Origin of the sequence: Pseudomonas mosselii, from assembly GCF_003205295.1 — a bacterium.
Lineage (GTDB): Bacteria > Pseudomonadota > Gammaproteobacteria > Pseudomonadales > Pseudomonadaceae > Aquipseudomonas > Aquipseudomonas mosselii_B.
The window spans coordinates 259,495-283,736 of record NZ_QJRP01000002.1; the positions used below are offsets into that span (position 1 = coordinate 259,495).

Annotated in this window: 21 protein-coding genes; 13 read left to right on the forward strand and 8 right to left on the reverse strand. The window is 65.5% G+C overall.

The annotated features are described in order from the left end of the window. Positions 1-38: 38 nt before the first annotated feature. Positions 39-749, reverse strand: coding sequence for a 3'-5' exonuclease (locus tag DMX06_RS03100; protein WP_110734475.1), 711 nt, complete (start codon positions 747-749; stop codon positions 39-41). Then, positions 746-2,683 (reverse strand): putative nucleotidyltransferase substrate binding domain-containing protein, encoded by a 1,938-nt coding sequence (locus DMX06_RS03105; protein ID WP_110734477.1) that lies wholly within the window; start codon positions 2,681-2,683, stop codon positions 746-748. The genes DMX06_RS03100 and DMX06_RS03105 overlap by 4 nt, the downstream gene beginning before the upstream one ends. A gap of 225 nt (positions 2,684-2,908) precedes the next feature. On the opposite strand from DMX06_RS03105, the gene DMX06_RS03110 reads away from it, so the two are divergent. Further along, positions 2,909-3,358 carry a response regulator gene (locus DMX06_RS03110; protein ID WP_028689077.1) on the forward strand — a complete coding sequence of 150 codons (450 nt, stop codon included), beginning with the start codon at positions 2,909-2,911 and terminating at the stop codon, positions 3,356-3,358. 78 nt (positions 3,359-3,436) lie between these two features. Here DMX06_RS03110 and DMX06_RS03115 read toward each other — a convergent pair whose 3' ends face one another. Next, the gene (locus DMX06_RS03115) at positions 3,437-5,614 is read right to left on the reverse strand and encodes a malate synthase G (protein ID WP_110734480.1); all 2,178 of its coding nucleotides are present in this window, start codon (positions 5,612-5,614) and stop codon (positions 3,437-3,439) included. Between the two features lie 458 nt (positions 5,615-6,072). Here DMX06_RS03115 and DMX06_RS03120 point away from each other — a divergent pair, with 458 nt between their 5' ends. Then, positions 6,073-6,591, forward strand: coding sequence for a glycine cleavage system protein R (locus tag DMX06_RS03120; RefSeq protein ID WP_110734483.1), 519 nt, complete (start codon positions 6,073-6,075; stop codon positions 6,589-6,591). A 333-nt stretch (positions 6,592-6,924) separates the two neighbouring features. Here the strand turns inward: DMX06_RS03120 and rarD are convergent, their stop codons facing one another. From rarD to DMX06_RS03140, 4 genes are all read right to left on the reverse strand, one after another. Further along, positions 6,925-7,812 (reverse strand): EamA family transporter RarD, encoded by an 888-nt coding sequence (gene rarD, locus DMX06_RS03125; protein ID WP_110734485.1) that lies wholly within the window; start codon positions 7,810-7,812, stop codon positions 6,925-6,927. Between the two features lie 64 nt (positions 7,813-7,876). Then, positions 7,877-8,851, reverse strand: coding sequence for a serine/threonine protein kinase (locus tag DMX06_RS03130; protein WP_110734488.1), 975 nt, complete (start codon positions 8,849-8,851; stop codon positions 7,877-7,879). Positions 8,852-8,941: 90 nt separating this feature from the next. Beyond that, positions 8,942-9,706 (reverse strand): TOBE domain-containing protein, encoded by a 765-nt coding sequence (locus DMX06_RS03135; RefSeq protein WP_110734490.1) that lies wholly within the window; start codon positions 9,704-9,706, stop codon positions 8,942-8,944. A 57-nt stretch (positions 9,707-9,763) separates the two neighbouring features. Beyond that, positions 9,764-10,501 (reverse strand): ComF family protein, encoded by a 738-nt coding sequence (locus DMX06_RS03140; RefSeq protein ID WP_110734493.1) that lies wholly within the window; start codon positions 10,499-10,501, stop codon positions 9,764-9,766. Positions 10,502-10,591: 90 nt separating this feature from the next. Here DMX06_RS03140 and bioB point away from each other — a divergent pair, with 90 nt between their 5' ends. The 9 genes from bioB to DMX06_RS03190 all read left to right on the forward strand — a co-directional run bounded on the left by bioB (position 10,592) and on the right by DMX06_RS03190 (position 21,076). Next, complete coding sequence (gene bioB / locus DMX06_RS03145; protein ID WP_110734496.1) at positions 10,592-11,650, forward strand: biotin synthase BioB; 1,059 nt, start codon at positions 10,592-10,594, stop codon at positions 11,648-11,650. Positions 11,651-11,652: 2 nt separating this feature from the next. Further along, positions 11,653-12,825, forward strand: a complete 1,173-nt coding sequence (gene bioF / locus DMX06_RS03150) for an 8-amino-7-oxononanoate synthase (protein ID WP_110734498.1) — start codon at positions 11,653-11,655, stop codon at positions 12,823-12,825. Further along, positions 12,818-13,549 (forward strand): alpha/beta fold hydrolase, encoded by a 732-nt coding sequence (locus DMX06_RS03155; RefSeq protein ID WP_110734500.1) that lies wholly within the window; start codon positions 12,818-12,820, stop codon positions 13,547-13,549. The genes bioF and DMX06_RS03155 overlap by 8 nt, the downstream gene beginning before the upstream one ends. After that, complete coding sequence (gene bioC / locus DMX06_RS03160) at positions 13,542-14,366, forward strand: malonyl-ACP O-methyltransferase BioC (RefSeq protein ID WP_110734503.1); 825 nt, start codon at positions 13,542-13,544, stop codon at positions 14,364-14,366. The genes DMX06_RS03155 and bioC overlap by 8 nt, the downstream gene beginning before the upstream one ends. 1 nt (position 14,367) lies before the next feature. Further along, positions 14,368-15,048: a dethiobiotin synthase gene (gene bioD, locus DMX06_RS03165; RefSeq protein ID WP_110734506.1), complete on the forward strand. Its 681-nt coding sequence runs from the start codon at positions 14,368-14,370 to the stop codon at positions 15,046-15,048. A 109-nt stretch (positions 15,049-15,157) separates the two neighbouring features. Further along, on the forward strand, positions 15,158-15,454 hold the full coding sequence (locus DMX06_RS03170; protein ID WP_110734508.1) for a pyrroloquinoline quinone biosynthesis protein PqqE: 297 nt from the start codon (positions 15,158-15,160) through the stop codon (positions 15,452-15,454). Between the two features lie 250 nt (positions 15,455-15,704). Beyond that, positions 15,705-17,510 (forward strand): phenylacyl-CoA dehydrogenase, encoded by a 1,806-nt coding sequence (locus tag DMX06_RS03175; protein WP_110734511.1) that lies wholly within the window; start codon positions 15,705-15,707, stop codon positions 17,508-17,510. Between the two features lie 368 nt (positions 17,511-17,878). After that, positions 17,879-19,162: a GGDEF domain-containing protein gene (locus DMX06_RS03185; protein WP_110734516.1), complete on the forward strand. Its 1,284-nt coding sequence runs from the start codon at positions 17,879-17,881 to the stop codon at positions 19,160-19,162. Between the two features lie 135 nt (positions 19,163-19,297). After that, complete coding sequence (locus tag DMX06_RS03190) at positions 19,298-21,076, forward strand: acyl-CoA dehydrogenase C-terminal domain-containing protein (RefSeq protein ID WP_110734519.1); 1,779 nt, start codon at positions 19,298-19,300, stop codon at positions 21,074-21,076. Between the two features lie 385 nt (positions 21,077-21,461). Here DMX06_RS03190 and DMX06_RS03195 read toward each other — a convergent pair whose 3' ends face one another. Next, positions 21,462-22,385 carry a LysR family transcriptional regulator gene (locus tag DMX06_RS03195; RefSeq protein WP_110734521.1) on the reverse strand — a complete coding sequence of 308 codons (924 nt, stop codon included), beginning with the start codon at positions 22,383-22,385 and terminating at the stop codon, positions 21,462-21,464. 209 nt (positions 22,386-22,594) lie between these two features. On the opposite strand from DMX06_RS03195, the gene DMX06_RS03200 reads away from it, so the two are divergent. Both DMX06_RS03200 and DMX06_RS03205 read left to right on the forward strand, forming a co-directional pair. Then, entirely contained in the window at positions 22,595-23,872 is a 1,278-nt protein-coding gene (locus tag DMX06_RS03200) for an aspartate aminotransferase family protein (protein WP_110734524.1), read from the forward strand. A 156-nt stretch (positions 23,873-24,028) separates the two neighbouring features. Continuing rightward, positions 24,029-24,187 (forward strand): YqaE/Pmp3 family membrane protein, encoded by a 159-nt coding sequence (locus DMX06_RS03205; protein ID WP_009681539.1) that lies wholly within the window; start codon positions 24,029-24,031, stop codon positions 24,185-24,187. Positions 24,188-24,242 lie beyond the last annotated feature (55 nt).

A 24,242-nucleotide genomic window follows, 5' to 3' on the forward strand; every position in this document is an offset into this window, starting at 1 on the left:
GCGACGCAAGGCCGCTCCTACAGGGGACGATGTATGGGTCAGAGGCCGTGACTCTGGACTTTGCGCCGTCGCCACTGGCGTACCCGCTGCTCCAGCTGCAACGGACTGTCCAGTTGCTGGCGCCGGGCCTGGCTGAACAGGATCAACGCAAGCTCCGCAGTCACCTGGGCATCAGCGCTGGCATGGTGGCGGGCCTGGACTTCGAGGCCGAAGCGGGCGATCCAGTCGTCCAACCCGGCTTCGCGCAGCACGGTGTCGGGGTTGAGCATCGGCGCCAGTTCCGCCATGTCGAGGAACGGGTGCTGCAGGCGCAGGCCCAGGCTGTCCTTCAGCGCCCGGGCCAGCATGCGCTGGTCGAACGGGGCATGAAACGCCAGCACCGGGCTGTCGCCGATGAAGTCCATCAGGTCGAGCAGCGCCTCGGCCGGGTCGCAGCCGGCGGCCAGGGCGCTGGGGCCCAGGCCGTGGATCAGCACGCTGGCGTTGGTCTTCTGCGCGGGTCGGTGCAGGGTGCGCTCGAACGGGCGACCCAGGGCGATGGCGCCGTCCTCGATGGCCACCGCGCCGATCGATAGCACCTGGTCGCGGTTGAGGTTCAGGCCGCTGGTCTCCAGGTCCAGCACCACCCAGCGCTGTTCACGCAACGAGCATACGCCCAGTGGCGCCGGCGCTGGCAGCATGGCCAGGCGCCGACGCAGCGGGGCGGCGAGTTCGGGGGCGGCGGGGCGCCACCAGGCGAACAGGTTCACAGCTGGTACCGCAGGGCCAGGCTGCTTTGCAGGCGTTGGGCCTGGCGCAGGGCTTCGCGCAGGATGCGCCGGTCCAGGTGGTTGAGGCTGTCCGGGTCCAGCCGGTTGGAGTAGGGCTGGTTCTCGCGGGTCTGGCGCTGGTGCTGCTGCATGCGTGTCTGCTGGATGAAGTGGTAGGCCTCTTCATAGGCGGCGCCGTCGAGCGGGTCGATGATGCCCCTGTCGATCAGCTGGCGCAGGCGCTCCAGGGTGTTGCAGGCGCTGATGCCATGGGCCAGGGCCAGCAGCCTGGCACCATCGACGAACGGGGTCAGGCCCTGCACCTTGAGGTCGAGGGTGGCGGCCTTGTCGTCCCCCTGGCGGGTCAGCACGAACTCGCGCAGGCGCCCGACCGGTGGTCGTTGGCGCAGGGCATTGTCGGCCATCATGCGCTGGAAGATGCGATTGTCGGCGACCTGCTCCAGCAGGCCCTGGCGCAGCTGTTCGCAGCCTTGCTCGTCGCCCCAGACCACGCGCAGGTCGAAGTAGATGCTCGAGCCCAGCAGGTTCTCGGGGCTCGCCTCGCGCACGAAACCGGCGAAGCGTCGTGCCCATTCGCTGCGCGACAGGCACAGCTCGGGGTTGCCGGCCATCACATTGCCCTTGCACAGGGTGAAGCCGCACTGGGCCAGGTTGTGGTTGACCTGCTGGGCCAGTGGCAGCAGCCGGGCGCGGATGGCCTCGGCCTCGGCGGCGTCGCGTGCCTCGAAGAGGATGCCGTTGTCCTGGTCGGTGTGCAGCGTCTGCTCGCGGCGGCCTTCACTGCCGAAGCACAGCCAGCTGAACGGCACGCCGGGGTCGCCGCGTTCGGCGATCGCCAGTTCGATCACCCGGCACACGGTATGGTCGTTGAGCAAGGTGATGATCTGGGTGATCTGGGTCGAGGACGCGCCGTGGGCGAGCATGCGCTCGACCAGTTGGCCGATCTCGCCGCGCAGCGACACCAGGCTGTCCAGGCGTGGCGCATGGCGGATGGTGCGGGCCAGGTGCACCAGGTCGACACGCTGCAGGGAAAACAGGTCGCGTTCGGAGATCACCCCGCACAGGCGCTGGTTGTCCACCAGGCAGACGTGGGCGATGTGCCGCTCGGTCATGGCCATGGCGGCATCGAAGGCGCTGGCCTGGGGGCTCAGGTGGAACGGCCGGACGGTCATGTAGCGCTCGATCGGCGCGGTCAGCTCGGCACTGGCGTCGGCCACCACCTGGCGCAGGTCGCGCAGGGTGAAGATGCCGAGGGGATGGCGCTGGTCGTCGACAATGACGATGCTGCCGACCTGCTGCTCGTGCATCAGCCCCACGGCCTCGCGCAGCGGCGTGTCCGGCGCGCACACCACCGGATGGCGCAGCGCCAGTTCGCCCAGCGGTGTGTTCAGCGAGTACTGGGTGCCCAGGGTTTGCACGGCGCGCTGGCGCACCTGCTGGTTGACCTGGTCGAGCAGGCTGCTGACCCCGCGCAGGGCGAAGTCGCGGAACACCTCGGACATGGAGAACACACGGATGAACGCGGCCTTGTCCAGTTGCAGGCAGAAGGTGTCCTCGCCGGCAAGGTGCTCGGTGCGGGTGGCCCGCTCGCCGAGCAGCGCGGCCAGGGGGAAGCATTCGCCGCTGGCGATCTCGAAGGTGGTCTCGGTGCCCGGCTTGGTGACATGGTGGCGTTCGCCGACCACGCGACCCTGCTTGACGATGTAGAAGTGCTCGACCGGGCCGTCGGCGGGCTTGATGATGCTTTCGCCGGCCGCGTGGAAACGCAGTTGGCACTGCTCCACCAGGTAGGCCAGGTGGCTGTGCTCCATCTGGTTGAACGGCGGGAAACGCTGCAGGAACTGCAGGGTGCCCTGGATGTTTTGCAGCACTGCTGTTCTGCCCGCCTGGCTGTAGGCGTCCTTTTTGCTCATGGAACCAACCGCGATAAGTATGTCTGCATATGTAGCGCAGACCTTGTTGTTCTAGGGCTCCATGGTCGGACGCCGGCTCTGCGGTGCCCATTGGACGTAAGTCTATAAGGCGCGACGGACGTTTCGCTGCTTGTCCCGGGTGTCAAATAGCCGACGAAAGGCAGTTTGCATGCAGGGGCTTTGCGGTCTGAACTTGAATAACGGGGTTTTTTTGACGAGACGAGCATGGCAGAGCATGACGACATCCTGAGCGACGCCGAACGCGAGGCGTTGGCCGTGGTGAGTGCACCCGTCGCGCCCAGGCCCGTGGTACTGGTGGTGGACGACAATCCGGTGAACAGCGAAGCGCTGAGCCTGTACCTGAAGAGTCGGGGCATCGCCTGCATGACGGCCGACGGTGCGCAGGAGGCGATGTTGAAGCTGCACTATGAGCCGCGCATCGCCCTGATGATCACCGACCTGCGCATGGAGCCCAAGGATGGCCTGGAGCTGATCCGCCAGGTGCGCGAGTCGGAACGGGCGGCGCTGTCGATCATCGTGGTGTCGGGCGACACCGATGTGAAAGAGGCGGTGGACGTGATGCACCTGGGGGTGGTGGATTTCCTGCTCAAACCGGTGGACCTGGGGAAGCTCCTGGAGCTGGTGCGACGTGAGTTGAGAATGGATCAGGGCTGAAAACGATCGCGGGGCCAGCCCGCTCCCACCCTGGACTGGCGTGGGAGCGGGCTGGCCCCGCGATGTGTTGCTGACGGATTACAGCCCGTTGCGCGCCTTGAACTCGCGACGACGACGGTGCAGCACCGGTTCGGTGTAGCCGTTCGGCTGCTTGGCACCTTCTACAACCAGCTCGATTGCCGCCTGGAACGCGATGTTGTCATCGAAGTTCGGCGCCATCGGGCGGTACAGGGCGTCACCGGCGTTCTGCTTGTCGACCACCGCGGCCATGCGCTTGAGGCTTTCCAGCACCTGCTCCTGGGTGACCACGCCGTGGCGCAGCCAGTTGGCCAGCAACTGGGCCGAGATGCGCAGGGTGGCGCGGTCTTCCATCAGGCCGACATCGTTGATGTCCGGCACCTTCGAGCAACCCACGCCCTGGTCGATCCAACGGACCACATAGCCAAGGATGCCCTGGGCATTGTTGTCCAGCTCGTTGCGGATCTCGTCGGCCGACCAGTTGGTGTCGGCGGCCAGCGGGATGGTCAGGATATCGTCGACCGAGGCCGGGGTACGCGAAGCCAGCTCGCGCTGACGGGCCTGCACGTCGACCTTGTGGTAGTGCAGGGCGTGCAGGGTGGCGGCGGTCGGCGAAGGTACCCAGGCGGTGTTGGCGCCGGCCAGCGGGTGGGCGATCTTCTGTTCGAGCATGGCGGCCATCAGGTCGGGCATGGCCCACATGCCCTTGCCGATCTGCGCGCGGCCTTGCAGGCCGGTGGCCAGGCCCACGTCGACGTTGTTGTTCTCGTAGGCGCCGATCCACTTCTCGTTCTTCATGGCGCCCTTGCGCACCACGGCGCCGGCTTCCATCGAGGTGTGGATTTCGTCACCGGTGCGGTCGAGGAAGCCGGTGTTGATGAACACCACACGCTCGGCGGCTGACTTGATGCAGGCCTTGAGGTTGACCGTGGTACGGCGCTCCTCGTCCATGATGCCGACCTTGACGGTGTTGCGCTTCATGCCCAGCAGGTCTTCGACACGGCTGAAGATCTCGGCGGCGAAGGCCACTTCCTCCGGGCCGTGCATCTTCGGCTTGACGATGTACACGCTGCCGGTGCGGGTGTTCTTGCGGCTGGTGTTGCCGTTGAGGTTGTGCAGGGCGATCAGGTTGGTGAACAGGCCGTCCTGGATGCCTTCGGGAATCTCGTTGCCCTGGGCGTCGAGGATTGCCGGGTTGGTCATCAGGTGACCGACGTTGCGCACGAACAGCAGCGAGCGACCGTGCAGGGTGACGCTGCCGCCGTTGGGCGCGGCGTACTCGCGGTCCGGGTTCATGGTGCGGGTGAAGGTCTTGCCGCCCTTGCTGACATTCTCGGCCAGGTCGCCTTTCATCAGGCCCAGCCAGTTGCGGTAGACGATCACCTTGTCGTCGGCGTCGACGGCGGCGACCGAGTCTTCGCAGTCCATGATGGTGGTCAGCGCCGACTCCATCAGGATGTCCTTCACGCCCGCTGCGTCGGTGCTGCCGACCGGGGTGCTGGCATCGACCTGGATTTCGAAGTGCAGGCCGTTGTGCTTGAGCAGCACGGCGGTCGGCGCCTTGGCGTCGCCATGGAAGCCGATCAGCTGGGCGTCGTCGCGCAGGCCGCTGTTGCTGCCGCCCTTGAGGGCAACCACCAGCTTGCCGTCTTCGATGCGGTAGCCGGTGGAGTCGACGTGGGAGCCGGCGGCCAGTGGTGCGGCCTCGTCGAGGAAGGCGCGGCCGAAGGCGATGACCTTGTCGCCACGCACCTTGTTGTAACCCTGGCCTTTCTCGGCGCCGCCTTCGTCGCTGATGGCGTCGGTGCCATAGAGGGCGTCATACAGCGAACCCCAACGGGCATTGGCGGCGTTCAGAGCGAAGCGGGCGTTCATCACTGGCACCACCAACTGCGGGCCGGCCATGCGGGCGATTTCTTCGTCGACGTTCTGCGTGGTGGCCTGGAAGTCGTCGACTTGTGGCAGCAGGTAGCCGATTTCCTCGAGGAATGCCTTGTAGGTCACCGCGTCATGGGCCTGGCCCTTGCGTGCCTGGTGCCAGGCGTCGATCTTGGCTTGCAGCTCGTCGCGCTTGGCGAGCAGGGCTTTGTTCTTTGGAGCGAGGTCTTTAATGATCTCTGCCGCCCCGGCCCAGAACTTGTCGGCTTCGATGCCGGTTCCAGGGATCGCTTCGTCGTTGACGAAGTCGTACAGGGCCTTGGCGACCTGAAGGCCACCGACTTGAACGTATCCAGTCATTGCTTGCCTCACCTCTGCTCAGCTATTTCGCTTTCGCTCTTCTGTATTAAGCCTGTAGCGCTTCTCTAAACACGGCACCAGTGCGTGCCCGCGTACTCCGGGGCGGCTGGGTGCGGCTCGCCAGACGGGCCGGCGGGCGGTTGGCGTATTTTCACAGGCGCCTTGGCAGACATCGAAACGACGTTTTGTAGTCCGCGTCGGCGCATACTACATGAAGCAGCAGGCAGGTGAACATCAGACTAAAAGCGTCGCTCTGCGACCGGTTGGTCGCATGGGGTCACGCTGGGAGACGCCATGTTCGCAAAAAACAGGTGGATTGTTCCAGATAAATCTTGAAACAGTACACGATTGGTTGCCGTGACTGTCCTGCGGCAGGTTGCCGCGCCTTGCCTATACTGATTCGATCCCTGTATTCCGGCCGCCTGGGGCGGCCTTCCAGACGAATGAAGGAGTGGCCCGTGGACCATCTCGTACTCACCGTGATCGCCCCGGACAAGGCCGGGCAGGTCGAGCGTATCGCCCAGTGCATTGCCGATCACAATGGCAACTGGCTGGAAAGCCGCATGTCGCGCATGGCCGGGCAGTTCGCCGGGATCCTGCGGGTGGCGGTGCCGGCGGAGACCTACGACGAACTGGTCGAGTCGCTGCAGAAACTGGGCGACCACGGCATTCGCGTACTCATCGCCGAAAGCGGTATCGAGCCCTCCTGCACCTGGAAGCCGATCGCCATGGAACTGGTGGGTAACGACCGGCCGGGTATCGTCCGTGATATCACCCGCTTGCTGGCCGAGCAAGGGGTGAACGTGGAGCGCCTGAGCACCGAGGTGCGGCCGGCGCCGATGAGCAGCGAGCCGCTGTTCCATGCCGATGCGTTGCTGGCGTTGCCGTTGACCTTGTCGTTGGACGATCTGCAGGCACGGCTGGAGAGCCTGGCGGATGATCTGATGGTGGAGTTGTGGCTGCGGCCGGAAGATTGATTCGAGATCGTCGGGGCTGCTTTGCAGCCCTTTTCGCGGCACAAGGCCGCTCCTACAGAGGACTGCATGCCCTTGTAGGAGCGGCCTTGTGCCGCGAACGGGATGCGCAGCGCCCCCGGCGGTTATCCCTATTTATCGGGGATGCCCCTGTGGATAACCTGGGGGTGCTCCCCGCCAGCCCAGTAGTCACGAGGCCTGGCGAGATTTGAGCAAAAAACGTCCACTATTCAGTAGCTTGTGCACAAACGCCGGGGACGAGGGTGTGGATAACCTTTGGAGCCCTTGCTGCAAGCCACGTCCCCCGTGGCCTACAGAGATATGATCATTTTTTGATCAAGCGCGCTTGCGCAAACTCAGCCAGGCATCGACGCTGTAGACAGCCAGCCCCGCCCAGATAAAGGCGAACGCCATCAAGGTGCTCGACGATAGGTGTTCGTCGAACAGCAGCACAGCCTGCAGCAGCACCAGGGTCGGTGCCAGGTACTGCAGGAAGCCCAGCGTGGTGTAGGGCAGGTGACGGGCGGCGGCGTTGAAGCACACCAGCGGCACCAGCGTTACCGGGCCGGCGGCGATCAGCCACAGCGCTTCGCTGCTGCTGAAGAACTCAGGGCTGGCGCTGCTGGCGGTCGGGTGCAGCAGCAACCAGCCGATGGCCAGCGGTACCAGCATCCAGGTCTCGACCACCAGCCCCGGCAGTGCAGCCACCGGTGCCTGCTTGCGGATCAAGCCATAGAAACCGAACGACAGCGCCAGGGCCAGCGACACCCAGGGCAGGCTGCCGACCTGCCACACCTGCTGGGCCACGCCCAAGGCCGCCAGGGCCACCGCCAGCCATTGCAGGCGGCGCAGGCGCTCGCCGAGCAGCAGCATGCCCAGCAGCACGTTGATCAGCGGGTTTATGTAGTAGCCCAGGCTGGCCTCGAGCATGCGGCCATTGTTCACCGCCCACACGTAGGTCAGCCAGTTGCCGGCGATCAACGCGCCGCTGAGTGCGAGGATCGCCAGGCGCCGCGGGTTGTCGCGCAGTTCGCGCCACCAGCCGGGGTGCTTCCACACCAGCAGCAGGAGCGAGCCGAACAAGGCCGACCAGAGCACGCGGTGGACGATGATTTCCACCGCCGGAACGCTCTGGATCGCTTTGAAGTACAGGGGGAACAGGCCCCAGATGATGTAGGCGCCGAGGCCCAGGAGGTACCCGCGGCGCGGGTTGGCGGCGTGCATGCAGAATCCTTGCTTAGGTAGCTAAATAAAGCGACGCCTATTGTAGACAGACCTCGGCCCGGACCTAGAACAATTTCAACGGTTGTTCATCGAGTGCGGCGATCTGCTCGCGCAGGGCGAGGATCTGGTCGCCCCAGTAACGCGGCTGGCCGAACCACGGGAAGCTCGGCGGGAACGCCGGATCATCCCAGCGCCGCGCCAGCCAGGCGCTGTAGTGCAACTGGCGCAGGGCGCGCAGCGGCTCGATCAGGGCCAGCTCCCGCGGGTCGAAGTCGTGGAATTCGTTGTAGCCGTCGATCAGCTCGGCCAACTGGCCGAGACGCTCCTCACGGCTACCGGCGAGCATCATCCACAGGTCCTGAACAGCAGGACCCATGCGACAGTCGTCGAGGTCGACGACGTGGTACACCTCGTCGCGGTGCATCAGGTTGCCGGGGTGCAGATCACCGTGCAGGCGGATCGGCTGGTACGAGGTGCGGGCATAGATGTCCTCGACTCGCTTGAGCAGGTCGCGGGCCACTGATTCATACGCTGGCAGTAGCTCGCGGGGCACGAAGTCACCGTCGAGCAAGGTCTTGAGCGAGGCGTGGCCAAAGTTGTCCACAGCCAGGGCCTCGCGGTGCGCGAAGGGTTTGCTCGCGCCTACCGCGTGCAGGCGCCCGAGCAACTGTCCGAGGCGATAGAGCTGGTCGAGGTTGCCCGGCTCCGGGGCATGGCCGCCACGGCGTGGGAACAGAGTGAAGCGAAAGCCCTGGTGCTCGAACAGGGAGCGACCTTCGTGCAGCAGTGGCGCCACCACGGGCACTTCGCACTCGGCCAGTTCGCTGGTGAAGGCGTGCTCCTCGAGGATCGTCGCGTCGCTCCAGCGTCCGGGGCGATAGAACTTGGCAATCAGTGGCTGCGCGTCCTCGATGCCCACCTGGTAGACGCGGTTCTCGTAGCTGTTGAGCGCCAGCACCCGTGCATCGCTTAGAAAGCCGAGGCTTTCCACGGCGTCCAGCACGAGGTCGGGGGTGAGGGTGTCAAAGGGGTGGGACATGAAAGGCTCCGGTCGCTGGGACTGCGGCCTGCATGTTACTCCAATCCCGTTGCCCATCCGCTCTTTGCTGGAGCAGGCTTCGCGAGCAGGCTAGACCGGCACCCCGAGCAACACGAACGACGGATGAAACTGCACCCGCAAGGCGCTCCCCGGCTGGACCTGCCGCAGCGCCAGCCAGGCCGTCTCGGCGATGGCGCACAAGGTCTGGCCATTGCCCAGCGCCAGGCGCACTTCACCCGGCCCATCCTCTTCGATGAGCACCTCCTCGACCTTGGCCTTCAGGCAGTTGCTCCCAGGCTCTGGCGTCTCATCCGCGCCCAGCAACCGTACCCAGCCGGCCTTGAGCAGCGCCACCACCGTTCCCCCCAGCGCCAGCTCCAGCCGCTCGGTGCTGCCCCGGGTGATCAAGGCCTCGATCTCCAGCCCCCCGCCCAGGTCCAGGCTGATGCGGTCATGCCGGCCTTCGCGGCGCAGCCCGCTGATCCGTCCCTGCAACTGGTTGCGCGCGCTGGTGCGCAGCATCAGACGGCTGAGTAGGTCGAGGTCGCTGCTGTCCTCGGCGGATTCGAGAATCTCCGCCTGCAGCGCCTGCAGGCGCTGGTACAGGCGCAGCACCCGCTCGCCTTCGGCGGACAGCCGCGCGCCACCGCCGCCGCGACCGCCGGTGCTGCGTTCCACCAGGGGCTGGGCTGCCAGGTTGTTGAGTTCATCGATGGCGTCCCAGGCGGCCTTGTAGCTGATGCCGGCGGCCTTGGCGGCGCGGGTGATCGAGCCCTGTTCGGCGACATGCTGCAACAGGGCGATGCGCTGTGGACGGCGGACGATGTGCTGGGTGAGCAGGGCAGGCAGGGACATGGGCGGGCATCGGGTGTGGTGTAGGTCCCGCGACGTTGCCGCCGTCACCGGGGCAAGTCAAGCCTGGCCCGGCCTGGGTGTGCGCGCCAGGCAGTAGATGTCGACCCGCCGGGCGCCGGCCTGGCGCAGCAGCCGGGCGATGGCCTGGGCAGTCGCCCCGGTAGTCAGCACGTCGTCGACCAGTGCCAGGTGCAGGCCGTCGAGCTCGCTGCCGGGGGCAAGGGCGAACGCCTGGCGCAGGTTGCGTTGCCGGGCCTGGGCGCCGAGGGCCTGCTGCGCCGGGGTGTCGCGCACCCGCAGGAGCAGGCCCTCGTCGCAGGGCAGGTGCAGTTGCCCGGCGAGCCAGCGGGCGAGCATTGTCGCCTGGTTGAAGCCGCGCTGGCGCAGTCGACGCCTGGCCAGCGGCACGGGCAACAGGCGGTCCGGCCGTGGCAGGCCTTCGTTGTAGCGGTGCGTCAGGCTGTGGCCGAGCAACTGCGCCAGCAACCGCCCCAGCGGCCACTGACTGTTGTGCTTGAAACGGCTGACCAGGGTGTCGATGGGAAAACCGTAATGCCACGGCGCGATCACTTGGCTGAATGCGGGAGGGCGGCGGCTGCAACCGCCGCAGAGAAGGCCGTCCATGGCCAGGGGCAGCGCGCAACGGCGGCACTGCTCGTCCAGCCAGGGCAGCGCCTGCTCGCAAGCGATGCACAAGGGATAGGGCTGCTCGGCAGGCTCGTCGCAGAGCAAACAGAATTGATCGATATTTGTACAGATGTAAACCAGCTTGTTCTTGATTGGTTGACAGTGCATGAGGCCTTCCGTAACTATGCGAGCTATCCGTGATGCGCTGGAGGGTTTTCCTGTCCCGGCGTCAGTCAGACCATAGATAAGGAAACGCCGATGAGCGCCAGCGCAATTGCAACCACACGTCACGACTGGTCCCTGGCCGAGGTCAAGGCCCTGTTCCAGCAGCCGTTCAACGACTTGCTGTTCCAGGCCCAGACCGTGCACCGCGCGCACTTCGACCCCAATCGCGTGCAGGTTTCCACGCTGCTGTCGATCAAGACCGGCGCCTGTCCGGAAGATTGCAAATATTGTCCACAGTCCGGTCACTACAACACCGGGCTGGAAAAGCAGAAGCTGATGGAAGTGCAGAAAGTGCTGGAGGAGGCCGCCCGGGCCAAGGCCATCGGTTCAACCCGCTTCTGCATGGGCGCGGCGTGGAAGCACCCGTCGGCCAAGGACATGCCCTACGTGCTGGAGATGGTCAAAGGGGTCAAGGCCATGGGCCTGGAAACCTGCATGACCCTCGGCAAACTCGACCAGGAGCAGACCCAGGCCCTGGCCCAGGCGGGCCTTGACTACTACAACCACAACCTCGACACCTCGCCGGAGTTCTACACCAGCATCATCACCACCCGCACCTACAGCGAGCGTCTGCAGACCCTGGCCTACGTGCGCGATGCCGGCATGAAGATCTGCTCCGGTGGCATCCTCGGCATGGGCGAGTCGCTGGACGACCGCGCAGGCCTGCTGATCCAGTTGGCCAACCTGCCCGAGCACCCGGAGTCGGTGCCGATCAACATGCTGGTCAAGGTCGCCGGCACGCCGCTGGCCGATGAAGAGGACGTCGATCCGTTCGATTTCATCCGCATGCTGGCCGTGGCCCGGATTCTCATGCCCAAGTCCCATGTGCGCCTGTCGGCCGGTCGCGAGCAGATGAACGAGCAGATGCAGGCCCTGGCGTTCATGGCCGGCGCCAACTCGATCTTCTACGGCGAGAAGCTGCTGACCACCGGCAACCCGCAGGCCGACAAGGACATGCAGCTGTTCGCCCGCCTCGGTATCCAGCCGGAGGCCCGTGAGGAGCACGCCGACGAAGTGCATCAGGCCGCCATCGAGCAGGCGCTGGTCGAGCAGCGCAGCAGCGAGTTGTTCTACGACGCAGCCTCGGCCTGAACATGGCCTTCGATCTCGCCGCGCGGCTGGCCGAACGGCGTGCCGCGGACCTGTATCGCCAGCGACCGCTGTTGCAAAGCCCGCAGGGGCCGCAGGTGGTGGTCGACGGCCAGCCGCTGCTGGCCTTCTGCAGCAACGACTACCTGGGCCTGGCCAATCATCCCGAGGTGATCAAGGCCTGGCGCGACGGCGCCGAGTGCTGGGGTGTCGGTGGCGGTGCCTCGCACCTGGTGATCGGCCACAGCACCCCGCACCATGAGGTGGAGGAGGCGCTGGCCGAGCTGACGGGCCGGCCGCGTGCGTTGCTGTTCTCCACCGGCTACATGGCCAACCTCGGGGCGATCACCGCGCTGGTCGGGCAGGGCGACACGGTGCTGCAGGACCGCCTCAACCACGCGTCCCTGCTCGACGGCGGGCTGCTCAGCGGCGCCCGCTTCAGCCGCTACCTGCACAACGACCCGGCCAGCCTGGCCAGCCGCCTGGACAAGGCCACCGGCAATACCCTGGTGGTCACCGACGGCGTGTTCAGCATGGACGGCGACTGCGCCGACCTGCCGGCCCTGGCCAGGGAGGCCCGCGCACGCGGTGCCTGGTTGATGGTCGACGATGCCCATGGCCTGGGAACCTTGGGCGCCAATGGCGGTGGCCTGGTCGAACATTGCGGCCTGGGCGTCGAGGACGTGCCGGTGCTGATCGGCACGCTGGGCAAGGCCTGCGGTACCTCCGGTGCTTTCGTCGCCGGTAGCGAGGAGCTGATCGAGGCGCTGGTGCAGTTCGCCCGGCCCTATATCTACACCACCAGCCAGCCACCGGCACTGGCCTGCGCCACGCTCAAGGCGCTGGAGCTGCTGCGTCGCGAGCGCTGGCGGCGCGAGCACCTGGCCGCGCTGATCCAGCAGTTCCGTTCGGGTGCCGAGGCGATCGGCCTGACCCTGATGGACAGCCACACGGCGATCCAGCCGATCCTGATCGGCGATGCGGCCCGGGCGCTGGCGTTGTCCCGCCTGCTGCGCGAGCGCGGGTTGCTGGTCACGGCGATTCGCCCACCCACCGTGCCCGCTGGCAGCGCCCGCCTGCGGGTGACCCTGAGCGCCGCCCACAGTGAGACGCAGGTCCAGCTATTGTTGAATGCATTGGCCGAGTGTTATCCACAGCTGGAGTCCGCCGATGCGTAACCGACTGATCCTCCTGCCCGGCTGGGGCCTGGGCACCGCTTCACTGGAGCCGCTGGCCGCCAGCCTGCGCGCCCAGGATCCACGCCTGCAGGTCGAGTTGATGCCGCTGCCGGAACTTTCCCACAGCGATGTCCAGGCCTGGGTCGACCATCTGGACCGCAAACTACCGACTGACGTGTGGCTGGGCGGCTGGTCGCTGGGCGGCATGCTCGCCAGCGCCCTGGCGCACAAACGCGGCGACCACTGCTGCGGCTTGCTCACCCTGGCCAGCAACCCCTGCTTCGTGGCCCGGCCGGACTGGCCGCATGGCATGCCCGCCGACACCTTCGGCACCTTCCTCGACGGCTGCCGCAGCCACACCCACGTCACCCTCAAGCGTTTTCGCACCCTGTGCAGCGAGGGCGCGCAGCAACCCCGCACCTTGCTGCGGCAGCTGGGGGTGGGCGTGCCCGACACCGATCCGCTGTACCTGGCCACTGGGCTGGAAGTTCTGGCCAGCCTCGATACCCGTACGGCCCTGGAGCAATACGGCGGCCCGCAGCTGCACCTGTTCGCCGGCAGTGACGCGCTGGTGCCGGTGGAAGCGGCCAAGGCCCTGAGCGACCTGCTGCCCGACGTGGAAGTCGGCCTGGTCGAAGACAGTTCCCACGCCTTCCTGCTGGAATATCCCCAGGAGCTGGCGGCGGGCATCAAGAGTTTCCTGCATGAGAGTGGCGATGACTGACCTTTCCCAGCCCACCCTGCCCGGCGCGTTGCCGGACAAGCGTCAGGTGGCAGCTTCGTTTTCCCGCGCTGCGGCCAGTTACGACAGCGTCGCGGCCTTGCAGCGCGCCGTGGGCATCGCGCTGCTGGAAAAGCTGCCCAGCGACCTTGCGCCTGCGCGCTGGCTGGACATGGGCAGCGGCACCGGCCACTTCAGCCGGGTGCTGGCCGAGCGCTTCGCGGATGCGGGCGGCGTGGCGGTGGATATCGCCGAAGGGATGCTGCGCCATGCCCGCGAGCAGGGTGGTGCCCGGCAGCATGTGGCGGGTGACGCCGAGCGCCTGCCGTTGCGCGATGGTTGCGTCGATCTGGTGTTCAGCAGCCTGGCGGTGCAGTGGTGCGGCCAGTTTTCCAGCGTTTTGGGCGAGGCGCGGCGGGTGCTGCGCCCCGGCGGCGTGCTGGCCTTCAGCAGCCTGTGCGTGGGCACCCTCGATGAGTTGCGCGCCAGCTGGCAGGCCGTGGATGGCATGGTGCATGTCAATCGCTTCCGGCGCTTCGAGGATTACCAGCGCCTGTGCGGCGACAGCGGGCTGGAGCTGATCGACCTGGAGCGGCGTCCCCACGTGCTGCATTATCCCGACGTGCGCAGCCTGACCCATGAACTCAAGGCGCTGGGCGCGCACAACCTCAACCCGGGGCGTCCGTCGGGGCTCACCGGGCGGGCGCGGATGCAGGGCCTGTTGCAGGCCTATGAGCAGTTCCGCCAGGCGCAAGGCCTGCCGGCCACCTACCAGGTGGTCTATGGCGTCCTGCGCAAGCCGTTGGACGGGGATCAGTGATATGAGCCAGGCCTATTTCATTGCCGGCACCGACACCGATGTCGGCAAGACCACCATCGCCGCGGGTTTGCTGCATGCGGCGCGGCAACTGGGGTTGAGCACCCTGGCGGCCAAGCCGGTGGCGTCCGGGTGCGTGGTGACGGCCAAGGGGCTGCGCAACAGCGACGCCTTGGCGCTGATCGACGAAAGCTCGGTCAAACTGCCCTATGAAGCGGTCAATCCCTTCGCCTTCGAGCCGGCCATCGCCCCGCATGTGGCGGCCCGCGAGGCCGGGGTGGCGCTGAGCGTGCCGGCGCTGCGCGATGCCATGCAGCAGGTGCTGGCGCAAAATGCCGACTTCACCTTGATCGAAGGCGCCGGTGGCTGGCGTGTGCCGTTGTCCGACCATGCCAACCTGTCGGACCTGGCCATTGCCTTGAAGCTGCCGGTGATCCTGGTGGTGGGGGTGCGGCTGGGGTGCATCAACCACGCCTTGCTCAGTGCCGAAGCCATCGCCCGGGACGGCCTGCAACTGGCGGGATGGGTGGCTAACATCGTCGATCCGCGTACATCGCGTCTGGAAGAAAACCTGTCCAGCCTGGCCGAACGCCTGCCAGCGCCCTGCCTGGGGCGGGTGCCGTGGTTGAAGCAGGCTGGCGCGGACGCAGTGGCTGCGCATTTGCAGCTGGACCTGCTGGATTAGGCCTTTGCCTATTAGCTGGCATTAGGCTATTAGGGATTTAAACGGGCCTTTTTTCCTGTCTGCTGCTTTAATAAGGCCTGTTCATCATCCAGCGTCATGGAGTCCTGACATGGAAATCAATGCGAGCTCCGCCTTCTACGCGGGCCTGGGTGCCATCCAGATCGGCCAGAACCGTGTCGACCAGGCCGCCCAGCAGATCGCCAGCGGTGCTGTCGAGCGAGGCACCAGCGGGCAATCCACCGAATACCAGGCCGAGCGCCTGCGCGGTGTAGACCGCAGCCAGCAGCTGGACCTGGCCACCAGCACCGTGCAACTGGCGCTGGGCAAGCACGAAGTCGAACTGGGCGCCAAAGTCGCCAAGGCTTCCGATGAAATGCTCGGTCGGTTTATCGACACCTACGTCTGATCCGCTGAATCACATCCGGTTACGTCGCGGGGCAAGCCCGCTTCCATTCGTGGGAGCGTGCTTGCCCCGCGATGCGTTCAGTGGTGCGTGGCGTAAATGCCATGTTCGGCGGCATGAATGGCACTATCGTGCCTTCTTGACATTGTCGCCACCTAAACGTAAGTTTCAAACAACTGTTTGACCGAAAGCCGCCAAGAGCTGGTCGGTATCCGCGGTCTCCCCACCGAACTCATCACAGAGGTTCATCGCAATGCCTGATTACAAAGCCCCCTTGCGTGATATCCGCTTCGTCCGCGACGAGCTGCTCGGCTATGAGGCGCACTATCAGAGCCTGCCGGGCTGCCAGGACGCGACGCCGGACATGGTCAATGCGATCCTGGAAGAAGGCGCGAAATTCTGTGAGCAGGTCCTGGCCCCGCTGAACCGTGTCGGTGACCTCGAAGGCTGCACCTGGAGCGAGTCGGGCGTGAAGACCCCGACCGGCTTCAAGGAAGCCTATGAGCAGTTCGTCGAGGGTGGCTGGCCGAGCCTGGCCCATGACATCGAGCACGGCGGCCAGGGCCTGCCCGAGTCGCTGGGCCTCACGCTCAGCGAAATGGTCGGCGAATCGAACTGGTCGTGGGGCATGTACCCAGGCCTGTCCCACGGCGCGATGAACACCATCTCCGAGCACGGCACTCCCGAGCAGCAAGAGACTTATCTCACCAAGCTGGTGTCCGGCGAGTGGACCGGCACCATGTGCCTGACCGAGCCGCACTGCGGCACCGACTTAGGCATGCTGCGCACCAAGGCCGAGCCTCAGGCCGACGGCAGCTACAAGGTTTCCGGCACCAAGATCTTCATCTCGGCCGGCGAGCACGACATGGCCGACAACATCGTCCACATCGTCCTGGCCCGCCTGCCCGACGCTCCTGCCGGCACCAAGGGCATCTCGCTGTTCATCGTGCCGAAGTTCCTGCCCAACGCCGAAGGCGGCGCGGGCGAGCGCAACGGCGTGAGCTGCGGCTCCCTGGAACACAAGATGGGCATCCACGGCAACGCCACCTGCGTGATGAACTTCGACGGCGCCACCGGCTACCTGATCGGCCCGGCCAACAAGGGCCTGAACTGCATGTTCACCTTCATGAACACCGCTCGCCTGGGTACCGCGCTGCAAGGCCTGGCCCACGCTGAAGTGGCGTTCCAGGGTGGCCTGAAGTACGCCCGTGACCGTCTGCAGATGCGCTCGCTGACCGGCCCGAAAGCACCAGAAAAAGCCGCTGACCCGATCATCGTCCACCCGGACGTGCGTCGCATGCTGCTGACCATGAAGGCCTTCGCCGAAGGCAACCGTGCGATGGTGTACTTCACTGCCAAGCAGGTGGATATCGTCAAGTACAGCCAGGACGAGGAAGAGCGCAAGAAGGCCGACGCCCTGCTGGCCTTCCTGACCCCGATCGCCAAGGCGTTCATGACCGAAGTCGGCTTTGAAGCCGCCAACCATGGCGTGCAGATCTACGGCGGCCACGGCTTCATCGCCGAGTGGGGCATGGAGCAGAACGTGCGCGACAGCCGTATCTCCATGCTGTACGAAGGCACCACCGGCATCCAGGCCCTCGACCTGCTCGGCCGTAAAGTGCTGATGACCCAGGGCGAGGCGCTCAAGGGCTTCACCAAGATCGTCCACAAGTTCTGCCAGGGTCAGGAAGGCAACGCAGCCACCAAGGAGTTCGTCGAGCCACTGGCTGCGATCAACAAAGAGTGGGGCGAGCTGACCATGAAGATCGGCATGGCCGCGATGAAGGACCGCGAGGAAGTGGGTGCCGCTTCGGTGGACTACCTGATGTACTCCGGTTACGCGTGCCTGGCCTACTTCTGGGCCGACATCGCTCGCCTGGCCGCCGAGAAACTGGCAGCCGGCACCAGCGAAGAGGCGTTCTACACCGCCAAGCTGCAGACTGCGCGCTTCTACTTCCAGCGCATCCTGCCGCGTACCCGCAGCCACGTAGCGGCGATCCTGTCCGGCGCCGACAACCTGATGGCGATGAAGGAAGAAGACTTCGGTCTGTCCATCTAAGCCGGTTGGTTGTACGAAAAACCGCCTGCCCTCACCGGCAGGCGGTTTTTTTTCGCCCGGACTTTAACGCGTGCCCCTGTAGGAGCGGCCTTGCGTCGCGAAAGGGCTGCGCAGCAGCCCCAGGATTTCAGCATTGATGCAAAGATCGCCGGGGCTGCTCTGCAGCCCTTTCGCGACACAAGGCCGCTCCTACAGGGATCGTGTAAACAGGAAAAATCCTACTGGGTGTCGCATCCAGTAACGAGAAAGTCTCAAGCTTCACCCCTGATCTGCCGTTAAAGCGGGCATCTGTATTCATCTATTCATGTGCACTGCCGATGAAGTAGGGGCACAATGCCATTATTGATCTGCCGGGTCGGAGATTACCCTTGTTTCGTCTATCCGCTGTACGCGCGAGCCACTTCCTGCCTTCGCTGATTCTGTTGCTGGCAGGGCTTGCGGCAGCCTATGTGAGGGACCTCAGCGTCTTCTTCACATCGCTGTTCAACGTTCTACCCACCTTGGTGCTGTTGCTGGGTGGCGCCTACTGCGCCGTATACCGCCGCCAGCGCGAGCTGTTCCTGATGGTCACGGTGTACATCGCCTATTTCCTGCTCGATACCCAGACCGATTTCTACCGCGACAACGGCCGGGTCCGCGAGGATGCGGCGGTGATCTTCCACCTGGTGTGCCTGCTGCTGCCGGCGCTGTTCGGCCTGTACGGGGCGTGGCAGGAACGCACTCACCTGGCCCAGGACCTGCTGGCGCGCTTCGCCGTGCTGTTCGCCGTGAGCAGCGTGGCGGTGGCGCTGGAGCAGAGTTTCCCCGAGGCGCTACTGGGCTGGCTGGCCGAGATCCGTTGGCCTGCGCTGCATGGCCAGTGGATGAGCCTGATCCAGCTGGCCTACCCCTTGTTCCTGGCGGTGTTCATCCTGCTGGTGGTGCAGTATCTGCGTGAGCCAAGACCCTTGCATGCCGCGCAGATCATCGGCCTGATCGGCATCTTCTGGATGCTGCCCAAGACCTTCATCCTGCCGTTCACCCTGAACATCATGTGCAGCCAGGTGATGCTGATGATCGCCGCCGCGGTGTCCCATGAGGCCTACCAGATGGCCTTCCGCGACGAACTCACCGGCCTGCCCGGGCGGCGCGCCCTGAACGAGCGCATGCAGCGCCTGGGGCGCAACTATGTGATCGCCATGACCGACGTCGACCACTTCAAGAAATTCAACGACACCCATGGCCACGATGTCGGCGACCAGGTGCTGCGCCTGGTCGCCAGCCGCCTGTCCAAGGTGACCGGTGGCGGGCGCGCCTACCGCTACGGCGGCGAGGAGTTCGCCCTGGTGTTCGCCGCCAAGACCGCCGAAGAGTGCCTGCCGCACCTGGAGGCGGTGCGCGAGATGATCGCCAACTACGCCATCCAGTTGCGCGACCAGAACAGCCGCCCGCAGGATGATTCCACGGGGCGCCAGCGCCGTGGGGGAGGGGCGAATACCACGGTGTCGGTGACCATCAGCATCGGTGTCGCCGAGCGCCAGGCCGAGCACCGCAACCCCGACGAAGTGCTCAAGTCCGCCGACCAGGCGCTGTACAGCGCCAAAGGCGCGGGGCGCAACTGTGTCATGACCTTCGGCCAGCAATCACGCCGCGGTGCAGTGCGCATGGCGTGAGCTATCGCGTGACTATGGAAGACCATTCGGTCGCATGATGACCCTATGTCTCGTAAAAGTTGTTCGGTTACACTGCGGTCATCCCAGTGCCGCGGCCCCGACGGGCCGCCCCGACCCCGATAGCGAGAGGTTGTCATGGCTGAATATAAAGCGCCCCTGCGCGATATGCGCTTCGTCCTCAATGAAGTCTTCGACGTGGCCACGCTCTGGTCGCAACTGCCCGGCCTGGCCGAGGCAGTCGATGCGGACACGGCCATGGCCGTGCTGGAGGAGGCCGGCAAGGTCACCGGCAAGACCATCGCGCCGCTGAGCCGCGCCGCCGACGAAGAGGGTTGCCACTGGGACAACGGTTCGGTGCGTACCCCGGCGGGCTTCATCGAGGCCTACCAGACTTACGCCGAAGGGGGCTGGGTCGGCGTTGGCGGTGATCCGCTCTTCGGTGGCATGGGCATGCCCAAGGTCGTCTCGGCCCAGGTCGAGGAGATGGTCAACGCCTCGAGCCTGGCCTTCGGCCTGTACCCGATGCTGACCGCCGGCGCCTGCCTGTCGATCAACGCCCACGCCAGTGAAGCGCTCAAGGAACAGTATCTGCCGAACATGTACGCCGGTGTCTGGGCCGGTTCAATGTGCCTCACCGAGCCCCACGCCGGTACCGACCTGGGCATCATCCGCACCAAGGCCGAACCCCAGGCCGACGGCAGCTACAAGGTCAGCGGCACCAAGATCTTCATCACCGGCGGCGAGCACGACCTCACCGAGAACATCATCCACCTGGTGCTGGCCAAGCTGCCGGACGCCCCGGCAGGCCCGAAAGGCATCTCGCTGTTCCTGGTGCCCAAGTTCCTGGTCAACCAGGATGGCAGCCTCGGCGCACGCAACCCGGCCACTTGCGGCTCGATCGAGCACAAGATGGGCATCCAGGGCTCGGCCACCTGCGTGATGAACTTCGACGAAGCGGTCGGCTACATCGTCGGTGAGCCGAACAAGGGCCTGGCGGCGATGTTCACCATGATGAACTACGAGCGCCTGGGTGTCGGTATCCAGGGCCTGGCCTCGGCCGAGCGTTCGTACCAGAACGCCGTGGAGTACGCCCGCGACCGTCTGCAGAGCCGCGCTCCGACCGGCCCGCAGGCCAAGGACAAGGTGGCCGACCCGATCATCGTCCACCCGGACGTGCGGCGCATGCTGCTGACCATGAAGGCGCTGACCGAAGGTGGTCGCGCGTTCTCCACCTATGTGGCGATGCAGCTCGACAGCGCCAAGTACAGCGAAGACGCCGCGACCCGCAAGCGCAGCGAGGAGCTGGTGGCGCTGCTGACCCCGGTGGCCAAGGCCTTCCTCACGGATCTGGGCCTGGAGTGCACCGTGCACGGCCAGCAGGTCTTCGGCGGCCATGGCTACATCCGCGAATGGGGCCAGGAGCAGTTGGTGCGCGATGTGCGCATCACCCAGATCTACGAAGGCACCAACGGTATCCAGGCGTTGGACCTGGTAGGCCGCAAGGTGGTGGCCAGCGGCGGCGCCTACTACACGCTGTTCGCCGACGAGATCCGCCAGTTCATCGCCACTGCCGGCGGCGAGCTGGGTGAATTCACCAAGCCGCTGGCGGCCTCCCTTGACCAGCTCGACGAGCTGACCGCCTGGGTGCTGGACCAGGCCAAGGGCAACCCCAACGAAATCGGCGCGGCCTCGGTCGAGTACCTGCACGCATTCGGCTATGTCGCCTATGCCTACATGTGGGCATTGATGGCACGGACGGCCAAGGCCGGTGAAGGAGATGCCGACTTCTACGGCGCCAAGCTGGGCACGGCGCGGTTCTACTTTGCACGCCTGCTGCCACGGGTTCACTCGCTGGTGGCATCGGTGAAGGCGGGGAGCGAGTCGCTGTACCTGCTGGACGCCGCGCAGTTCTGACCTTTGCGGGGCTGCGTTGCAGCCCGTTGCGGCCCGAGGCCGCTCCTACAGGGGGATGCAATCCATCTGTAGGGGCGGCCTTTTGCTTTGTCAGGGCGGCGTGTTTGTGAATGGACCGCTTTTGTAAGCTTTGGCTTACATGACGTGGTGACGTTTCGCCTCTTTCCTAAGATTGGATCCACGGTTACTCTTTCTTACATGGACGTAGCGCAGGACGCGCAATGGACAGAGCAGGACGCCTTACAAGGAAGTAGCGCAGGAAGCGCGAAAAGATAGAACAGGGACACGAAGGATTTCCTGCCAGGACGGCGGGATGATAGGGATGTCGAAGGGAAACAGTCTGGAAAACCCCGCTTAGGCGGGGTTTTCTTTGTGCGCGTGTTTTTCAGCCGAGCACATCCAGAGGCGAGACACCCAGCTGACGCGGGTCGGTTTCCTCTTCCAGCAAGGTCCGCAGCAGATCCACCGAAGCCTGCTGGCGCTGGGCATCGCGGAACACCAGGCCGACCTTGAGCGGCACCCGCGGCTCGCTCAGGGGCTTCCACAGCAGCTCCTGGTCATCCTGCGCGGCATCCTTGGCCCGGCCTGGAAGGATGGTCGCCAGCGCCGTGTGCGCCAGGCTGTCGAGGATCCCCGCCATGTTGTTCATCTCGGCCTGCACCTGGGGCCTGCGACCCTGGCTGGCCAGCTGCGCCTTCCAGATCTGGCGGATCTGGAACTCCTCGCCGAGCATCAGCATCGGCAGTTCCGCCGCCTGGCGGATCGAGACCTTCTTGAAGTCTTTCAACGGGTGGGTCCTGGGGATCACCAGCTGCAGTTCATCCTCGTACAGCAGCAAACCATGCAGCCCGGGTTGGCGCGGTGGCAGGTAGCTGATGCCGATGTCCAGGCCGCCATTGAGCAGGCGCCGCTCGATCTCCGACCCCGACAGTTCATAGATCTGCACCACCAGGTGCGGCTGGGCCTTGCGCACCCGCTCCAGCAACTGCGGCACCAGGCTTGGCCGCACGGTCTGCAGCACGCCGATGGCCAGGGTACGCAGCGACTGGCCCTTGAAGTTGCCCATGGCTTCGTGGGCCCGTTGCAGGCCGTCGAGCAGGGGCACGGCGTGGTTGTACAGGGTGTGGGCGGCCAGCGTGGGCAGCAGGCGCTTGTTGCTGCGTTCGAACAGGCTCAGGTCGAGGCTGTGTTCCAGTTGGCGGATCTGCTGCGACAGGGCCGGCTGTGACAGCGACAGACGCTCGGCGGCACGGCCCACATGGCCTTCCTCGTAGACCGCGACGAAGTAACGCAGTTGGCGAAAATCCATAAGTGATACTTATCGAAAAAGCTGGAAAAACGAAATGGCCGCGAACCGGCCGCAAGCCTAGTCTATCGCCGTATTCCAACGGGTTACAGCGGCTATTCAGGCGATTGTTACCCCGGATGAAAAACACTTTTGATAGGCAAGGCAAAATATCCGATTCCGGCGCCAGACCGGAACCTTGACTGCCCACCCCGTGATTGCCCGGAGCCCCGATGAACCTGTTCAACCTGCGCCGTTCGGCGCCTGCCGTCGCCGAGCCCAAGCGGGCTCCGGTAATCGAGCCGGCCGGCGCGCAGCTCTCCCGCGAGCGGCTGATGCCCGGCACCGAGCGTGCGCCGCAGGTGTTCGTGCGTGGCCAGGGTTCCTGGTTGTGGGACAGCGAGGGGCACGCCTACCTGGACTTCACCCAGGGTTGCGCGGTCAACAGCCTGGGCCACAGCCCGAGCGTGCTGGTCAAGGCGCTGGGCAACCAGGCCCAGGCGCTGATCAACCCCGGTGCGGGCTATCACAGCCGCGGCCTGCTGAGCCTGGTCGAGCTATTGTGCCAGTGTACCGGCAGCGACCAGGCCTACCTGCTCAACAGCGGTGCCGAAGCCTGCGAGGGCGCGATCAAGCTGGCGCGCAAGTGGGGCCAGCTGCACCGCAATGGCGCCTATCACATCATCACCGCCAGCCAGGGTTGCCATGGGCGCACCCTGGGGGCCTTGTCGGCTTCCGATCCGCTGCCTTGCAACCGCTGCGAGCCCGGCTTGCCGGGCTTCAGCAAGGTGCCGTTCAACGACCTGGCGGCGCTGCACGCGGCGGTCGACTCGCGCACCGTGGCGATCATGCTCGAGCCGATCCAGGGCGAAGCCGGCGTGATCCCGGCCACCCGTGACTACCTCCAGGGCGTCGAGCGCCTGTGCCGTGAGCTGGGCATCCTGCTGATCCTCGATGAAGTACAGACCGGTGTAGGACGCTGCGGCGCCTTATTGGCAGAAGAATCCTACGGCGTGCGGGCCGACATCATCACCCTCGGCAAGGGCCTGGGCGGTGGCGTGCCCCTGGCGGCGCTGCTGGCCCGTGGCCGTGCCTGCTGCGCCGAGCCGGGCGAGCTGGAAGGCAGCCATCATGGCAACGCGCTGATGAGCGCCGCCGGGTTGGCCGTGCTGCAGACCGTGCTGGAGGCGGGCTTCTGCGAGCAGGTGCTGGACAGTGGCCGGCACCTGCGCGATGGCCTGAGCCGCCTGGCGGGTCGCTACGGCCAGGGCGAGGTGCGTGGCCAGGGGCTGCTGTGGGGCCTGCAACTGCGTGAAGACAGCGCAGCGCAACTGGTCGAGGCCGCGCTGCAGGAGGGCTTGCTGCTCAATGCGCCGCAGGCCGACGTGGTGCGGTTCTCGCCGGCGCTGACGGTGAGCAAGGGCAATATCGACGAGATGCTCCTGCGCCTGGCCCGGGCGTTCGCCCGCCTGCATGCCCAACAGCACAACCGCCGCGAAGTGCCGGCCTGACCGGTTGCCCCGGCGAACAGAATTTCAACGAACCGTCTGGCGTTCCTGCGCATCGCCCCTGGCCTGAAATACATGGCCCGGGGCGTTTTTTTGCCCGGTGGAACCTCTGCCAGGCACGGCTAGTCTGTGTTGATACACCCTCAAGGAGCGCAGCACATGGACTTCATCCGCATCATCATCGCCATCATCCTGCCGCCGCTGGGCGTGTTCCTCCAGGTGGGGTTCGGTGGGGCGTTCTGGCTGAACATCCTGCTGACCTTGCTGGGTTATATCCCCGGGATCGTGCACGCGGTGTACATCATCGCCAAGCGCTGAAGACCCGGCCGGGGACACGCGGACCCTGTAGGAGCGGCCTTGCGTCGCGAAAGGG

Coding starts and splice junctions, on each gene's coding strand:
- bioD (WP_110734506.1), top strand. CDS start 14,368: ATGAGCCAGGCCTATTTCATTGCCGGCACCGACACCGATGTCGGCAAG.
- DMX06_RS03140 (WP_110734493.1), bottom strand. CDS start 10,501: ATGCACTGTCAACCAATCAAGAACAAGCTGGTTTACATCTGTACAAAT.
- rarD (WP_110734485.1), bottom strand. CDS start 7,812: ATGCACGCCGCCAACCCGCGCCGCGGGTACCTCCTGGGCCTCGGCGCC.
- DMX06_RS03190 (WP_110734519.1), top strand. CDS start 19,298: ATGGCTGAATATAAAGCGCCCCTGCGCGATATGCGCTTCGTCCTCAAT.
- DMX06_RS03110 (WP_028689077.1), top strand. CDS start 2,909: ATGGCAGAGCATGACGACATCCTGAGCGACGCCGAACGCGAGGCGTTG.
- DMX06_RS03105 (WP_110734477.1), bottom strand. CDS start 2,683: ATGAGCAAAAAGGACGCCTACAGCCAGGCGGGCAGAACAGCAGTGCTG.
- DMX06_RS03195 (WP_110734521.1), bottom strand. CDS start 22,385: ATGGATTTTCGCCAACTGCGTTACTTCGTCGCGGTCTACGAGGAAGGC.
- DMX06_RS03200 (WP_110734524.1), top strand. CDS start 22,595: ATGAACCTGTTCAACCTGCGCCGTTCGGCGCCTGCCGTCGCCGAGCCC.
- DMX06_RS03205 (WP_009681539.1), top strand. CDS start 24,029: ATGGACTTCATCCGCATCATCATCGCCATCATCCTGCCGCCGCTGGGC.
- bioF (WP_110734498.1), top strand. CDS start 11,653: ATGGCCTTCGATCTCGCCGCGCGGCTGGCCGAACGGCGTGCCGCGGAC.
- bioC (WP_110734503.1), top strand. CDS start 13,542: ATGACTGACCTTTCCCAGCCCACCCTGCCCGGCGCGTTGCCGGACAAG.
- DMX06_RS03130 (WP_110734488.1), bottom strand. CDS start 8,851: ATGTCCCACCCCTTTGACACCCTCACCCCCGACCTCGTGCTGGACGCC.
- DMX06_RS03115 (WP_110734480.1), bottom strand. CDS start 5,614: ATGACTGGATACGTTCAAGTCGGTGGCCTTCAGGTCGCCAAGGCCCTG.
- DMX06_RS03170 (WP_110734508.1), top strand. CDS start 15,158: ATGGAAATCAATGCGAGCTCCGCCTTCTACGCGGGCCTGGGTGCCATC.
- DMX06_RS03135 (WP_110734490.1), bottom strand. CDS start 9,706: ATGTCCCTGCCTGCCCTGCTCACCCAGCACATCGTCCGCCGTCCACAG.
- DMX06_RS03155 (WP_110734500.1), top strand. CDS start 12,818: ATGCGTAACCGACTGATCCTCCTGCCCGGCTGGGGCCTGGGCACCGCT.
- bioB (WP_110734496.1), top strand. CDS start 10,592: ATGAGCGCCAGCGCAATTGCAACCACACGTCACGACTGGTCCCTGGCC.
- DMX06_RS03175 (WP_110734511.1), top strand. CDS start 15,705: ATGCCTGATTACAAAGCCCCCTTGCGTGATATCCGCTTCGTCCGCGAC.